This window comes from Deltaproteobacteria bacterium, assembly GCA_016874735.1.
Taxonomy (GTDB): domain Bacteria; phylum Bdellovibrionota_B; class Oligoflexia; order Oligoflexales; family CAIYRB01; genus CAIYRB01.
This window is the reverse complement of record VGTI01000001.1, coordinates 1-15,095: the sequence shown is the minus strand read 5'-3', so window position 1 is coordinate 15,095 and position 15,095 is coordinate 1. Positions and strand designations below refer to the sequence as shown.

Here is a 15,095-nt window from a genome sequence, read left to right as displayed (position 1 = left end):
GTCAACAAAGTCACTATAGATCGTTAAGGAACGCCGTTAGGATGTGGTCCTGACGATTGCGCAGATCAACGACTGAGGGCTGGCGCTGGCCACCATGACCGTTCTCGATAACGCAGAAGCTAACCATGCCTTGGGTGGGGTGGCGAAAATATCCGGCGATACCGGACACCGCGATGGGCTCTGTGAGAGTGCCCGTTTTGGCGCGGAACATACCCTTAAATTCTTCGGTGGCACTGCGGTTAAACCGCTTCTTCAAGGTGCCGTCCCACCCAGTCGCTGGCAAGCTGGCGAGAAAGTCAGGGAACACATCCATATGCCGCTCCATATGCGCTAGGACCGCATTGATCTGACGTGCGCTCAGGCGATTATCCGTATCGAGACCCGAGCCGTTCTCGAGGACAAAATTGGTCTTAATGCCCACGTCCTTCACGAGAAAGTCCTTGAGCACTGCCAGACCATTGGAAAAGGTCCCTGACCGCGGGGCACCGGGCTGACCCGACGTGGGAAAATCAGCCCCCAGGCGCTTGATCAGAACATCAGCAATGAAATTATTCGAGAACGTGTTCAACCCGGCAACGATACGTCGCATCTCGTAGCTGTCCATGCTGATGAGCGGTGTGGCATTGGCCGGTTTAACGCCGGCCTTGATGGTACCCCTGACGTTGATGCCCTCGTTTTTAAGGAAGGCCCTGACATATGCGCCCGCAGCAGTTAGATCATTAGCCACAGAGCGATAGATTTTTTGCGTGGGCCAGTCGGCAGCAATCTGACCGGTGACCTTGAGCAGCTCGACACCGTCTTTGCGCACTTGCCGCGTCACGCTGATGGTGCCCGTTTTCGGTTTAGATCCGGTTGCTACCGTGGTTGTCACTTTGTTTTCGATGATAACGCCGCCTAGAGGGTAGGGGTCGAGCGACACGGATGCCGCGTGGCCTGGTTTTTCACCGGGCGCGATACCAACGGCGTAAGTGTTGAAATTCACGCCAAAAGCAGACACTGGAGCATCGTAGGCGTGCCGCGAGCGGAGTCGGCCTTCTTCACGAGACTCGTCGCGGCTCTCGTCATCAAAAAGGCTATTATCGATGACTAGATCGCCCGCAAACTCGCTGATCCCGAGTCCACGTATGTCAGCGGCGAGTTGCCATAGCTTTTCGGACACCACGAAGGGGTCGCCATTACCGACCACCACGAGATCGCCACTGATTTTGGGACCTTTGCGCTGACCGGTGTGAAAGAACGTAGTCGGTAGTGTATGGACAGGGGACCATTTGACCAGCGCCGCAGCTGAGGTCAGCACTTTGGTTAAAGATGCTGGAGCCAGCAGCGTATCGGCCTCGCGCTCGAAGAGCACCTTGCCGTCGCTAAGGCGGGTAACCAGAACGCCCTGCTGGACGGAATAGCCTCCCTGAGTGAGGGCCTTGGTGATATCCCCCCTAGCCGCACTGGCACTGAAGCTCAAGCTCAGCGTTCCGGTGACGACGGCAAGTCCGAGGCGAGCTAGGCGACTGATCATGATGGCTCCTTTGGTGATCCTAAATTTTTAGCACATTTCTGTCCCGGTGCCGACCGGGGGGCTTAGAGGTCGCGCACGGCTTTCCTTTTGGCGACCATCGCGCTAAGTTGAGGGCCCTACGGGGTACCCCCGCAGTTTGACCATTCTCCAGGGAGCACGTGGCGATGAGCGATGTCGTAGTTGTTGGTACAGGACCTGCCGGATTGACCGCGGCGATTTACACCACGCGCGGTGGTCTTAAGACCACGGTGTTTGCTGGCATCCAGCACGGTGGGCAGTTGACGACAACGACTGAGGTGGAGAACTTCCCTGGCTTCCGCGAGGGCATCATGGGTCCGCAGTTGATGGCAGATATGTCAGCGCAGGCTGAGCGCATTGGGGCCGAGATCGTTTACGAGGAGATCACCAAGGTCGATTTTTCAAAAAAGCCGCTGCGTCTTTGGGCCGGCGATCGTGAGATCGAGGCCAAAGCAGTCATCATTGCAACCGGTGCCACAGCGAAGACCTTAGGACTTCCGTCAGAAGGTCCACTGATGGGGCGCGGGCTTTCGACCTGTGCTACCTGTGACGGCTTCTTTTATAAGAACAAGCGCGTCGCCGTCGTTGGTGGTGGTGATTCCGCGATGGAGGAGGCTAACTACCTGTCCAAACTCGCTAGCGAAGTGTTGTTGATCCACCGCCGTCCCGTATTCCGTGCCTCCAACATCATGGTGGAACGCACGAAAAAGAACCCGAAGATTAAATTGATGATCCCTTACGAGGTCGAAGACACCATCGCTAACGATGCTGGGCTCACGCATGCAGTACTGCGTCATCTTGACAGCGGCAAGCGCGAAGAAGTGGCTGTTGACGGTTTATTTATGGCCATCGGTCATAGGCCGAACTCCACCGTCTTCGCTGACCAACTTGCCACAGATGAGAACGGATATTTGAAAGTACACAACTTTACCGCCACCAATGTCCCGGGTGTCTTTGCGGCTGGTGACATTGCTGATCACGTCTTCCGCCAGGCCATCACGGCGGCTGGCATGGGATGTCAGGCGGGGATGCAAGCGATTCGTTTCATTGAAGAGCACTACTGAAAGTAGTTTACCGAGATAAAGAGAGCTTAGTTTATGGGTTTATTCTCCAGCGTTAAAGACAAACTAGGTGGCGGTGGCACTCGCAGCGGCATTACCGAAGCGCAGGTTAAAGAGGCGCTCGCCAAGGTGCAGGATCCCGATTTGCATCAGGACATTGTCGCCCTCGGTTTTGTCCGCAACATCGTCATCAAAGGTGACAAGGTGTCGGTGGAGGTCAATTTGACCACCCCAGCTTGTCCTGTGAAAGAGCAGCTTAAGGCGCAGTGCGAAGCTGTGCTTAAGGAGATCCCAGGCCTCGCTCAAGCCGACGTGACGATGACAGCGACCACGCGTGCAGCGCAGCGTGATAACAATGCGGCAGTGGTACCGGCGCTGGCTGGCGTCAAAAACATCATCGCCGTTGCGAGCGGTAAGGGCGGTGTCGGTAAATCTACATCGGCCGTCAACCTTGCTTATGCCCTGGCGCGTACTGGATCCAAGGTTGGTCTGCTTGACGCTGACGTCTACGGCCCATCGATTCCGCGCATGGTACGGATCACGCAGTTGGCGGAAGAGGGTGGCCCCAATGTCATCATCCCGCCATTGGCTGATGGCATCAAAGTGATCTCCGTTGGGATGTTTACGCAGGCGAGTGATGCGACGATCCTACGTGGGCCGATGGCCGGCAGTGTGATCAAGCAGTTTCTGACTCAGGTGCAATGGGGAGAGCTCGACTACTTGGTGATCGACTACCCACCGGGAACCGGCGACATTCAGCTGACCATCTCGCAGACGGCACCTGTCACGGGAGCCGTGATTGTGACCACGCCGCAGGAAGTATCGCTCATCGATGTGCGCAAGGCCATGAGCATGTTTAAGACGCTCAAGGTGCCGGTGCTCGGCGTCATTGAGACTATGAGTTATTTCGTGTGTGATGGTTGCGATAAAAAGCACCAGATATTCCGTAGCGGTGGCGGTGAGCGTCTTGCGCGGGAGTCTGGCGTCAGTCTGCTTGGCGCGATACCGATTGATCCGCGCGTGGCAGTGGGTGGCGACGAGGGTCGTCCACACGTAGCGGCGTTCCCCGATGCACCTGCATCGCAGGCCTATATCGCTGCAGCTGGTGCGGCGGCGCAGCAGTTATCGATATTGAATGCTCAAGCTAGCGGCATCCTGAATCAGTTTGCCCTCGAGTGGAAGAACTAAGAGATCAACGAAGTGGAAGCACCGACATGAGCCTAGCCACCGACAATATTCGCGTTTCTGCTATCGAGCAGGCTGGACCGCGCACGCTAGCGATCACCTGGAGCGACGGGCACAAGGACCAATTTGATGTAGTAAAATTGCGACGCAGCTGTCCCTGCGCCTCCTGTATTGATGAGTGGACACGGGAGCAAAGGCTAAAGCCTGAGGATGTTCCCGACACGGTCAGGCCGCTAAAGATTGAATCCGTGGGCGCCTATGCTCTGAAGATTCACTTTAGCGATGGCCATGCAACGGGGATTTACACCTTCCAGATGCTGCGTGCGTTTCCTTGACCTTATTTCTCATTTTGCCCCTTAGCTGCAGAATTCATTATTGCGCCCCGTAGCCCTGTGTTAAAGTTCAGTCAATTTTCTGTAACAAGGGGGTGCATTAATGAAATCGAAAGCATGGAAACCCGGCATCGCTCTCCTCGGCCAATTTATTGGTTTTGGTCTTGGCATAACTTCTGCCCAGGCGGCTACCGTTGCTGTTATCGACAGTGGTCTTGATACTGAGCATCCTGAGCTACTTGAGAAGGTATGGCTCAATCCCGTCGACAGTAGTTCCAACAACGTTGATGAAGACAAGAACGGCTTCATGGACGACATTCATGGATGGAATTTTGCCGAAAACTCGGCGGACCTCATCGACCGCGCTTATTCAAGTATCTTCAATGATGAGATCGAGCGCTTTTTTGAGATCCAAGCTAAAGGACTCAAGGGCGAAGCTACCGACGCGGAAAAAGCTTGGGCCAAAGAACGCACGCAAGATCGCGAATTCATCAAACAACTATCGATTTACGGCAACTACTCCCACGGCACACACGTCTCGGGCATCGTCTCGCGTCAAGGTGACGACGTCGAGGTCATCGGCGTTAAGTTGATCCCGACGAAAAATCCGCTGCAGGCGCTCAGTGACGAAGTCAGTAAGGACGTGGCTGCAGGCAAGGACGTGAACTGGATTGTCAAGCGCACCATCAAGGCCGGACTTTCGCTGTTTGCGAAACTTCAGGCTAAGGCACTTGAGCCAGTTGGTATGTACGCCTCGCTCGAGCACGCCGATGTCGCTAACGGCTCTTTTGGATTCGGTCCGCAGCAGGCACGGATGCTCATCGGTGGCATTCTAAAAATTGCGCTGCGTGGCTCTGAACCCAATCAAGCGCAGGTCGATGAGCTGTCGGCTTACTTCCTGAAAAAGGTAGCTACGCACCAAGCATCGCTTGTTAAAGCGGCTCCAGACACCCTGTTTGTCTTCGCCGCTGGTAATGACGGCAGCAATAACGACATCTATCCCACCAGCCCTGCTAGCATCGACCACGCTAATAAGCTCTCCGTCGCTGCTACCTTTGAGGACGGTCGCCTAGCTCCGTTCTCCAACTATGGCGAGACTAGTGTGGATCTCGGCGCTGTTGGCGTCTCGGTCGAGTCCACTGTCCCTGACAACCGCCGCCTTGCCATGTCGGGCACCAGCCAGGCGTCACCACATGTTGCGGGGACCGCAGGCGCCGTCAAGGCCATCAACCCAGCCCTTGATGCGCAAGGTATCAAGCAAGTGATCCTCGGCACTGTCGACGTCACACCTGAGCTCAAAGGCAAGGTCAAGTCGAGTGGTGTGCTCAATACGCCGCGCGCTCTTGAGGCCGCACGTCTGAGCAAAGGCATGAAGCTTGAAGACGCGATTCGCGTTGCTAACAAAAAGGTCTCGAGCCAGCTCAAGCACAGCTTTGCTCCGGCAGAGTCCGACGTCAGCTTGTTCGTGAACCTACAGCCTGGCCTACTCGGCAACTAAAGTATTCGTAAGCCCACCGACCTCGCTCTGGGGTCGGTGGGTTTTTTAATCTCTTGTGCCGCACTACTCTATCCTTTAAGGCGGACAAATAAGGCACGTACCCGAGTGAGTACAAAGTATCTCACGAGTCTAACCTGACATGTTTTGAGCGTCGATGTTTGAATCAATCGCCAAAGCGACGCCGGGCGGCGTCGCACTAACCCAGCCCTGGTGTTTACACAAAATTGGTATATGTTGCACAGTTTCGAACTATCGATCCTGACACTTAGAACGAAGTCTTCACGCCGTCCGAGTTTAATCTGAAACATAAGGGCATGGGCTACGAGCCTCTGCCAAACTTACCGCCGAGACACGAGCAGGGGGAGTTCACGTATGGGCCTCATGACTGTCACAGTCAACACCTGAGCTGAAGGAGGCATGTGCTGGATGGTGAGGCAGAGTCCATTTAGCTCATGGGCTCAGGTGCGCTTGCTGCGAATACCGATGCCAGGAACCAACGCGGAAATTGCTCTAGTCCAGGTAGCCGCAACGGCGCCTGGTACAGAGCAATATTGCCACTTACGCAGAGATTGGATTGAGGATGAGGACAGGTTGGCGTGGGAACCAAGTCTGGTTGCGGGGACTATGGGGATTGATAGTCCTACCCTCCCTATTATCCGTACTCCAACTATTAAAAATCCCGACCTCGCCAAATGTTGCGTAGTCGGGATGTTCGCATTCAAACGGGGCTTACGTCGGTATCAGTCCCAGGTGAACTCAACCGTACCTTGAGCCGTGGCTTTATCGTTGCCGAGCACAGTCATCTTGGTCGCCTTGAGTGAGGTCGCGTCAGGATACTCGAGTGCATAGTAAAGGTAAGATTTCGTTCCGTTCTGATCAATCCGCATGTTTACTATGACCGTCGATCGCCCTTTTTCGTCGAATTCCTGCTGGGGAACTGGGGTTCCACCCGTCGTGGTATTCGACTTTGTGATCTGGGTCAGATAGCCGTTGACCCACGGCCAAACTTTATTGGCCTGAAGCGAAACCACCGAGGTAGACGTTGACGACGTCGAACCAGATGTGAGTGTTATGTTACATGTCAAATCTGTATCGACGAGTGCGCACTCGCGCGCCGAGCTGCTGGCTGGCATCGAGCTGCCAGTTGATGAAGAGTCTGCCTTGAACCCGCTTACTTTGTCGCCGGTATAGGTGTACTCGGAGGTATTGGTTGAATTTGATTGTGTCGTAAATGTTCCGTTATTGCCGGCTTCACTCACCCAGGTCCCCGATGTTTTCATGGGTACCACGAAATTCGCATCGAATTCGGTTTGCAAGGTGTTGGTGTACTTAACCAGATTGTTGTTACCTAGCGCCTCGATCCGCACTTGGTTCAATGAAACTTTAGTGCCTTCACAGGTGAATGTGGTCGAAACTGTGTTCTCTCCCGCTACCTCTTCGGAATTTTCAAGCCAATCTGGACAGCCTGTACCGGCTGCTGAGTAAGTCCGGGAACCATTTTTAGAGGGGTTTCCAGTTACGTAAGCTGCGAAAAGCCCAAAGCTACTGTACGCTTGCGCTTGTGAGTAGAAGTTATGACCTGTCCAGCTCCTTAGATCGCTTTCAGTTTTACCTGAGGCTATTGTGTATGACTGAGAGACGATGCGTTTCTTATCGTCAAATGTATTTGTAAATGTTGCCAGTTCATTGCCGCTCGCGTCTTTGAAAACAGCTATCTTTGGATAGCCTCTTGCGATGTAGTCTAGTCCTTTGAGCTGGGCATAAAGTGCCCCGAATCTAGGATCGGCGGGAATTTTTCCGCCTTCGCCTTCAGTCGTCGCATTTGTTTTCGCAACAGTTGTAATAGCCGTGCCGGTCCCAGTGTCCGAGTCATTTTTTTTACATGCTGACAGACCAACTATGGCAACAATAGCTGGCGTAAGGGCGAAATTTTTCATAGATGGATCCCATTCTTGGAGGTGCTAATAGGCGAGATTTTGAGTGTAGCATTGCGAGTGGAAGAAACAAAGAGAGGCAAAAAGTGGGTCTCTGCAACCAAGCGAAGCAACACTAAAATCATCCGTCTTTGACTGGAAAAAAAAGCGACAATTCAACTGTTTATCCTGAAACTTTAAATTCACTGGCTAATATCCAACCATTTATTATTTTAGCCAATCGCCTCCACAAAATTGGAGACTAATAAAAAATAAAAAAAGAGCATCGTCTGCGGGGCAATCAAGGGTTGTTTGTAAGCACGCTTCTTGATCAACCGTGCCGACTTAGCAGCCCGCCCAAGTCTTTAATCTACGAAACTAGCCTTCGCACTTGCCATTCTTTTTTTACTGAGCAGATTTGAACATATGATCGCCGCAATCCGCCTTATTTATGGGGCGGTCAAGGCGATCTGCTAAAGTTTCGCGTTAGCGAATACCGCCGCTAAATCCGTTTTTACTAGCAAATTGTATCGAGTATTATCCCCTCGCTCTTTGATAAGTAAGGTACGGGTTCGATGCTCAAAACATGGCATGGGTAAAAACCTTAGTGTTGTGTCGAGTGTACCTGTACGTGGCTACACTCACTCCGCCAACGCGGATTAAAACTGAAATAACTTTCTAGCGTACAAATCATTTTAGACCCTGGAACGGGGTTGCTCGCTGCAAGGCGGGTATCGGACGTGGAGTCCACATAAAACCAACTTAGCGAAGCGAATCTGGCAAGGACGGCGAAGCGTCAAAAAAGATGAGAAAGCGAGAAGCTTCGGCTTCAAGCAAGTAGCTCCACTAATATTTCTCAATTCTCTGTGGTGCCCGTGACGGGAACTCGTAGTTTAGGCGCACGTATTTTAGATAACGTCTAGCTTGCATGAGTTCTGTGACGGCACAGACTTTGACTAGATTGCCTCTGTATCCCTCGCACAGCACTTGAGCCAATCGGTATGTCTGCCTCGCTCGAGCATGCGGATGTCGCTAACGGCTCTTTTGGATTCGAACCGCAGCAGGCAAGGATGCTCATCGGCGGCATTCTAAAAATTGCACTACGCGGCTCTGAACCAAATCAAGCGCAGGTCGATAAGCTGCCGGCTTACTTCCTGAAAAAGGTGGCGACGCACCAAGTATCGCTAATAAGCTTTCCGTCGCTGCTACGTTTGAAGACGGTCGCCTAGCTCCGTTCTCCAACTACGGCGAGGCTAGTGTGGATTTCGGCGCTGTTGGTGTCTCGGTCGAGTCCACTGTCGACGTCACACCTGAGCTCAAAGGCAAGGTCAAGTCGAGTGGTGTGCTCAATACGCCGCGCGCTCTTGAGGCCGCACGTCTGAGCAAAGGCATGAAGCTTGAAGACGCGATTCGCGTTACTAACAAAAAGGTCTCGAGCCAGCTCAAGCACAGCTTTGCTCCGGCAGAGTCCGACGTCAGCTTGTTCGTGAACCTACAGCCTGGCCTACTCGGCAACTAAAGTATTGGTAAGCCCACCGACCTCGCTCTGGGGTCGGTGGGTTTTTGTTTGCCACAGTGATCATAGCGCCACCGTTGAGGTGCCAATCAGAGATCTAACTTTAATTGCCGCACACTTGAGATTTAATACCCTCGTGTAAATCGCGGGTGCTCTCGTCATAACTTGGACCGAATTCGTTCTCGAATTGGCGAGGTTGCTGATCACGCATATTGACGTTCACGATGGTGGCTGGAGTCACAGCCGTTGCGTTAGTTGGATTGGTGTTGGTTTGTTGAGGGCGTTCTCTCTCCAGTACAATAGTTTTCTCGCGGACGGCAAACCGGAAGACTTTGGGCTTGTCTTGGAACACTGTTACACGCCTAAAATAACGATAATCATTGTAACCGCCGACTTGTTTGTACTCAGTGACTAAGTCGGTGGCAGTTTTGGATTTGATCTCGAATCCAGACAAGATTAGAGATTTGCGAATATTATCGAGACTTGTGTGGCGACAAGTAGTCAGCCGCTGGATGTCATTCTGCGTCAATGGCTCCACGTGAATGCAGTGAGTCATAAGCAGGCTAACTGCACAGACGATACCAATTTGAAAAATCCGTTTCATTGCGGTTCCTTTACCGTTTGTATTCGTGAAACTAAAGTTTGGATCCGGATTATGCGCACCAGCAATCTCGACATCCGCGATACCAGCACCATTAGCCTTCGATCACTGTGGCAAAATGGCATCAGCAATTTACATGCCAAAAGCGCGCATCTAAAGTCTGCAATTCTTAAGGGTAGTTGTGCTGCTGAACGAGGACTCGGGGTGCACGCTTTGCAGGATCATTTTGCTCGGAGCGGTATCATTACTTTACCGAAAAACCACAAATGACCTATTTTCGATTCAATTCGTTACCAGCCACTTTTCATGGTCCGGCCTAAGACCCAGTAATAACAGAGCATGAGACACCTCCGCAATTTGGCACGAAGGTTGCGATTAGTCATACATCCGTAGAGCTTCTTCGGAGCTTTTACGGTTGGGGAGCAACTTAAAGTCATAGAGGTCGTTATCATGAAATCAAAGAATGCACTTGCCTACAGTACTAACTTGCTACTAGCCGCTGGCCTAGCCGCCTGCTCAACCGGCCGCCTACAGTCCGCGGCAAGTATTAAAGCGGATGTACCGGCGGAGGAATCGGCGCTAGCCCGCTGTGTCGCTCGGTTCCAGGCTAAGGTGCCGAATTTTGACCTCCAACCTGCAATAACAAACCAAGACTTTGGTGAGACGGCTGAATCTCGCGGTGATACTATCCTCGCAACTAAGCCCGATAAGATCACATACGACCGCTCATTCGAAGACGGTAAAATCATCCACATCGACGCCTCTCTCGATATACTTGAGGGACCACTTGCAGGATCTTCCTATGCCGACCATCTTCGGCTGTATCCCTACTCGATTACCAAGAGGTTGGGTCTAACTCGTACCGTCGAAGTGATCTACGTCAAGGATGGACAAAGGATTTCAGAACTCACTCGGGGCTACTTTATTGACGTCGATAACGACTGTGCCGAAACACCAAGCTCTGCGTCCATTTATACCTATGACTGGAGCACCAAGGACACGGGTCAGGTCAAGACCTCTACCAAATATTGGTCTGCTCCAGACAAAGTATTTCCGTCAACTTCTAATCCCGTACCAGTGGCCTTACTAAAGCACAGTGCAGAAGCATCTATAGAATTTATTCGTGACCCACTGACATTCATCAAAAATAAACTTCCCCTAGAGGATGAATTCGTAGCCGAGGCGAGTACTCATAAGTCAACGATGGAAGCGATGCCGGAAGTAGAGCAATATAATCCGATCACAGGTCAAAACGAGATGATGGTTGCAGTTCTCTTTTCTGACGGCGATGATGCTAAGACACGAGTTAATGTTTCTAAGACATTAATCTCAAAGTCGAGCGTATACACAAAATCGATTTCGTTGACTGACAGCGACAGTCAAGAATCCGTGAGCGCCGAGCTTTGGCTGGCGACCAAGTTGGATGAAACAATTCCAGTAAAGTAAGCAAACGCAAATTCTCTGATTCTATTGCCCAAAATTCAACTTCAAGTGCTGCATCATGCGGCACTTGAAGTTTCTGAAGGGACCAATCTATCGCGCATCGTGAGCTCATTCCGATTTAGCGTCATACGATAACACCGAGCCCTGCAGCTGCGAGAGTTTGCGCGCCATACTGTCAGGCATTTCCTTAACAGTGGCCTCCTGAAGATTAACAATGAGTTTGCTGTTAGCTTCAGTTGTTAACGGATTCACGGGCCTTGGCTTGAATTTGCTCCCAGGTAAACGCGGCATTTAGCTGATTCCAGCCTGGGACTTCGGAGAGTTCTTTCCACTTGGTACCAGTCAGTGGCTGGTACTGATGCGCCGTTTTCTCACGGTCGATATTGAACACTCGAAAACATCCTGTGTGGTGATTGTCTATATACCGGTGCAACGGCTCAACTTCGATCTTCCCATTGGTCATCCAACCGGATGATCTACGCTGGAGACAAGAGCCTTTCATGAGATCGCCGCGCAGCAAGAGATCAGTGATTTCGCCAAAATCAAACCCTAGGACCGCTAAAATCTCGCCACCGACATCATCCGCTTCCTGCTCTATTGTATACCAGCCAAGTCGCGCCTTGTTTGCGCGAGACAGAATTTCAACGGTATCAGTCGGCTCCTTGGTCCACTCCGTCAGAAAGGCCAATATTTTATCAACATAAACTTTGACGCTCGGAGCTGGGATGTGGTCCGTCAAAAACGAAGTAACTTTTTCGAGTCTCGGCACCAGTTCGTGTTTGCTAATCCCGTAAACTGTCGCCAAAGTCGCTGCCGTTTTAAAGTCAGGTGACTGTGTTTTTTCGAATTCCGGAAATTCTGATGAAAAAGCGTTATAGAGATCCACAAACCTCGCGCTGGCATTCCGCATTTTATCTAATTCCAGCGTAAGTTGCCACAAATCAGAAGCCGGCGTAATGGGCGTTGGCCTCGACACTATAGCCTCGTCACTCATTACGTAGTAATAGCTCACGGCACGCGTCTGATGGGCACGATAATAATGGGCTAGTTCGTGGGCAAGTGTTGCCACAAGCTCCTGTTCATTTATTTGAGACAGTAACTGTGTATCTACAGTTATCCGATTGCTCGTCTTGGTGCCCAAAAAACCACGCATATTCACGTCATCTGGATCTTTGCACGATTCGGGAGGAGTTACCTTGATGGTTCCGTCGTCCTCTAGCGAGATATTCTGCTGCGACAAGTCACAGCCACTTGACTGCGACCAGTTAGTCGACAAGTCCTCAAAAATCTTCATTACGTCGTCCACACTGGTCGCAGGCAGTCGTAAGCAGTCTTCCATGGACTCGACCTCTTCGCCAGCTACTCCCGGAAAGCTGACCACTATATTCGGATAGCAAACGGGAACGCCGCTAGACCAGGCGTTTTCGTGGTATTTGTGCGAAACCACTAACTCAGGCACTGGCACACGAGCCATTTGAGCTTGGTAGTTGGGGTGGCTACGCAGGCCACTATCAATCCAACTTACCCACCAACCTATACGTTTCACTATGGGGTGGTCGACCGGCAAAAGCTTTGCACCGGGGTGAGCGAGTGTATAAATCTCATCTGTGGTGACTACCCAGTCTCTAGGATCACCTGAAGTGATTTGGCCCACCTCATGCTTCAGCGTGTATCCATTCTGATCACTTGATCCACATCCCCAGAGCATCCAAAGAAAAGGCAAGCCAACAATTATATTGAACATTATGAATTCCCCGGAGTCAGGGGTTGGGCGCGATCAGCGCGACCACCCCTTACATGACCCGCTGATGAAATTCAAGTGCGTTTATAAACAAAAAAACTCCCATTTTCTGAGAGGTTCAATCCAAAATCATGCCCATCAACAGCGCCATCCCAGTAACACGCAAACCTGCCGCATCCTATCCTTGAACGCCGCTAGAGCAATTTTGGCGCCGTCGTCCATCGGCATCCTTTGTTTAGATGACTCATGCGTACAGGTTTCTCTAAAGGTGGCTAAGTAATATACAGGGTGACAAATAACTTTACTCACTGCCACGACCAGCATCAGGCTGCGCTTCCATCTGCCCAAAAATGATCGGCTTTATACACATAACGACTCATGCTGCCCTGCCCTATCCAGATATTACCTGCAAATATTTGCTCGTACTTTTATGACTCCAAGACGTCGCCACCTTGGTCTTCTGCCAACGTCTTGGACAGTTGCTTGCCAACTAAACTCACACTCGCGACATTTGAAGTACGCCGAAAGAAAAAATTCTCAATTCCCATCGCCCAGATGGGCGCGACCTAAGAATTAAATCTTATGGGACGCCGACAGCCGGCACAGCAATTGCACGAGAGAAAATCGAACTGATAAAATAAAGAGCATAGTTTTGCTTCTCTTCTTGCGTTTACTCACTCCTTGTCCCACTCGTTGCAGATTACAGAAATAAGTTTCGATGCGTCTTTAGGTTATCCGTTCGAACCACTAACAACGAATCTGCAAAAGCGAAGGGCAAAAAATCTGCGAGAAACTTCATCAAAAGCAAAAAAAATAGACGCAGCAATTTAGCGCTCACCATCAGCTTGATGTCGACTATGTTAAGTTGGACAGGGTGCAAATCCAGCAGCACTGCGGGAAGCTCTGGAGTTAAGCAGGTCATCGGTGATAATGACCTTGTACCAGAACAAGATCAGACTCTACGAGCTACAGTGGGATTACTAACTCTTGACAAAGGTGTATGTACCGCATTTGTAACCGGCAAGAACGAAATCACAACAGCTGCCCACTGTATCACCGAAGCAAAGAGCCTTACCGACCGCGAATATTATCGCAAATTGAGTTTTCGGACGGGAACCGGTGTCACTACGGCTCTTTCTGATGTAGCTGATGTTAATGCGAAGCAGGATCGCTTGGTCCTAACTACGGTACACTCCTTTGATAAAGTTTTAAATGTGGGTAAAGCAGTGGGCACCAGGCTCAAAGTTGTAGGATATGATTCTACACCAGGCAAACAAGATCTTTACACAAATGAAGGCTGCAAACTCGAGAAGCGCATTCCACGTTCTGGAGTGTTTACTCACAGCTGTGACACTATCCCTGGGATGTCTGGCGCCCCGATGTTAGAGGGCAACTTGGTGGTTGGTATTCATCTTGGCTACCAGCAGGCAATTGACCGTAATGCCGCTTTCGATTTTGACCAAATCAACGATACATCTACCGATGTGAGTATCGTCGGAATAGCAAACGAATTTGGGCCGTCCCACTGGAGATGTAGGGGGTGCGGCCCCATCGAAATCCCCGGCATGAATGCCACTTGGTCTGGCTTTATATTGGGTGGTCCCGTAGGAGCTCTTCTCAATGACCGTCTTGCTGCACAACGGAAGATTGAGGAGATGCGCGCCGCGGGCGCACAGCGCGAGGCTGAAATTCTAAACGCTAAGTTGACCATCCAAGACCAGGCGAATACACTACGGAATCTTCAGTCGAGCCTAACATGCGAGCAAGCCAGAGCCAGCTTTGTTCCTAGTCTAGAAAACCTGTACCAGAATTTCCGTACGGCACTGGAGAATGCACCGACGGATGTCGAAGCTGGTGCGGCGTACAACATCTACAAGGCTGGATTTGACGCAACCTTCGCCTCTGCCAAGCAAGTGTGTGGTTAAGATTCGTCGTCACACCTAAAACATCGCCCATTGACGTGGTCTGGGACCAAGTCTTGGTGCGAGTAAAGAATGCGAATCGTTGAAATTATCGTTGGAATCAGCCATGGCTCAGCGCAACTCAATCCAGTTTATAGTGATGATCCTTACCAGCCTTGTTGGATTGGGAAGCGCCGCCTGCAAGAACGACGGCGCCCTGCACAGAATGCATTCGAGAGGGGCCCCCCTGTTACCTACCGCGATTTTATAGCCCCAAATTCTTAGTTTAACTCGGACCGCGATCTTCTGGACAACTCGGACGTGACGTTGCCTACCTTGGCGGATTTGGCACGAGATTTGTTGGATCAAAAAA

General features: G+C 51.3%; 12 protein-coding genes. 8 read left to right on the top strand and 4 right to left on the bottom strand.

The genetic code is table 11. The annotated features are described in order from the left end of the window. Nucleotides 1–13: 13 nt before the first annotated feature. The gene (gene dacB, locus FJ146_00060) at nt 14–1,513 is read right to left on the bottom strand and encodes a D-alanyl-D-alanine carboxypeptidase/D-alanyl-D-alanine-endopeptidase (protein MBM4250346.1); all 1,500 of its coding nucleotides are present in this window, start codon (nt 1,511–1,513) and stop codon (nt 14–16) included. Between the two features lie 164 nt (nt 1,514–1,677). Here dacB and trxB point away from each other — a divergent pair, with 164 nt between their 5' ends. From trxB to FJ146_00040, 4 genes are all read left to right on the top strand, one after another. Beyond that, nucleotides 1,678–2,595, top strand: coding sequence for a thioredoxin-disulfide reductase (gene trxB, locus FJ146_00055; protein MBM4250345.1), 918 nt, complete (start codon nt 1,678–1,680; stop codon nt 2,593–2,595). A 33-nt stretch (nt 2,596–2,628) separates the two neighbouring features. After that, entirely contained in the window at nt 2,629–3,780 is a 1,152-nt protein-coding gene (locus FJ146_00050) for an Mrp/NBP35 family ATP-binding protein (GenBank protein MBM4250344.1), read from the top strand. Nucleotides 3,781–3,806: 26 nt separating this feature from the next. Beyond that, nucleotides 3,807–4,112: a DUF971 domain-containing protein gene (locus FJ146_00045; protein ID MBM4250343.1), complete on the top strand. Its 306-nt coding sequence runs from the start codon at nt 3,807–3,809 to the stop codon at nt 4,110–4,112. Between the two features lie 100 nt (nt 4,113–4,212). Beyond that, complete coding sequence (locus FJ146_00040; GenBank protein ID MBM4250342.1) at nt 4,213–5,607, top strand: hypothetical protein; 1,395 nt, start codon at nt 4,213–4,215, stop codon at nt 5,605–5,607. 740 nt (nt 5,608–6,347) lie between these two features. On the opposite strand, the gene FJ146_00035 is transcribed toward FJ146_00040, so the two are convergent. Next, a complete protein-coding gene (locus tag FJ146_00035; protein ID MBM4250341.1) occupies nt 6,348–7,544 on the bottom strand; it encodes a hypothetical protein in 1,197 nt (398 codons plus the stop codon). 977 nt (nt 7,545–8,521) lie between these two features. Here FJ146_00035 and FJ146_00030 point away from each other — a divergent pair. Both FJ146_00030 and FJ146_00025 read left to right on the top strand, forming a co-directional pair. Then, the gene (locus FJ146_00030; GenBank protein ID MBM4250340.1) at nt 8,522–8,749 is read left to right on the top strand and encodes a hypothetical protein; all 228 of its coding nucleotides are present in this window, start codon (nt 8,522–8,524) and stop codon (nt 8,747–8,749) included. Nucleotides 8,750–8,778: 29 nt separating this feature from the next. Next, nucleotides 8,779–9,039: a hypothetical protein gene (locus tag FJ146_00025; protein MBM4250339.1), complete on the top strand. Its 261-nt coding sequence runs from the start codon at nt 8,779–8,781 to the stop codon at nt 9,037–9,039. Between the two features lie 100 nt (nt 9,040–9,139). On the opposite strand, the gene FJ146_00020 is transcribed toward FJ146_00025, so the two are convergent. Beyond that, the gene (locus tag FJ146_00020; GenBank protein MBM4250338.1) at nt 9,140–9,640 is read right to left on the bottom strand and encodes a hypothetical protein; all 501 of its coding nucleotides are present in this window, start codon (nt 9,638–9,640) and stop codon (nt 9,140–9,142) included. Between the two features lie 447 nt (nt 9,641–10,087). On the opposite strand from FJ146_00020, the gene FJ146_00015 reads away from it, so the two are divergent. Then, complete coding sequence (locus FJ146_00015) at nt 10,088–11,083, top strand: hypothetical protein (protein MBM4250337.1); 996 nt, start codon at nt 10,088–10,090, stop codon at nt 11,081–11,083. Between the two features lie 229 nt (nt 11,084–11,312). Here the strand turns inward: FJ146_00015 and FJ146_00010 are convergent, their stop codons facing one another. After that, complete coding sequence (locus FJ146_00010; protein MBM4250336.1) at nt 11,313–12,824, bottom strand: hypothetical protein; 1,512 nt, start codon at nt 12,822–12,824, stop codon at nt 11,313–11,315. 845 nt (nt 12,825–13,669) lie between these two features. Between FJ146_00010 and FJ146_00005 the strand changes: the two genes are divergently transcribed. Beyond that, nucleotides 13,670–14,746 carry a hypothetical protein gene (locus tag FJ146_00005; GenBank protein ID MBM4250335.1) on the top strand — a complete coding sequence of 359 codons (1,077 nt, stop codon included), beginning with the start codon at nt 13,670–13,672 and terminating at the stop codon, nt 14,744–14,746. Nucleotides 14,747–15,095 lie beyond the last annotated feature (349 nt).

Bases quoted from the DNA above. Each gene is read 5' to 3' on its own strand.
- dacB (MBM4250346.1), bottom strand. From the start codon at position 1,513: ATGATCAGTCGCCTAGCTCGCCTCGGACTTGCCGTCGTCACCGGAACG.
- trxB (MBM4250345.1), top strand. From the start codon at position 1,678: ATGAGCGATGTCGTAGTTGTTGGTACAGGACCTGCCGGATTGACCGCG.
- FJ146_00050 (MBM4250344.1), top strand. From the start codon at position 2,629: ATGGGTTTATTCTCCAGCGTTAAAGACAAACTAGGTGGCGGTGGCACT.
- FJ146_00045 (MBM4250343.1), top strand. From the start codon at position 3,807: ATGAGCCTAGCCACCGACAATATTCGCGTTTCTGCTATCGAGCAGGCT.
- FJ146_00040 (MBM4250342.1), top strand. From the start codon at position 4,213: ATGAAATCGAAAGCATGGAAACCCGGCATCGCTCTCCTCGGCCAATTT.
- FJ146_00035 (MBM4250341.1), bottom strand. From the start codon at position 7,544: ATGAAAAATTTCGCCCTTACGCCAGCTATTGTTGCCATAGTTGGTCTG.
- FJ146_00030 (MBM4250340.1), top strand. From the start codon at position 8,522: ATGTCTGCCTCGCTCGAGCATGCGGATGTCGCTAACGGCTCTTTTGGA.
- FJ146_00020 (MBM4250338.1), bottom strand. From the start codon at position 9,640: ATGAAACGGATTTTTCAAATTGGTATCGTCTGTGCAGTTAGCCTGCTT.
- FJ146_00015 (MBM4250337.1), top strand. From the start codon at position 10,088: ATGAAATCAAAGAATGCACTTGCCTACAGTACTAACTTGCTACTAGCC.
- FJ146_00010 (MBM4250336.1), bottom strand. From the start codon at position 12,824: ATGTTCAATATAATTGTTGGCTTGCCTTTTCTTTGGATGCTCTGGGGA.
- FJ146_00005 (MBM4250335.1), top strand. From the start codon at position 13,670: ATGTCGACTATGTTAAGTTGGACAGGGTGCAAATCCAGCAGCACTGCG.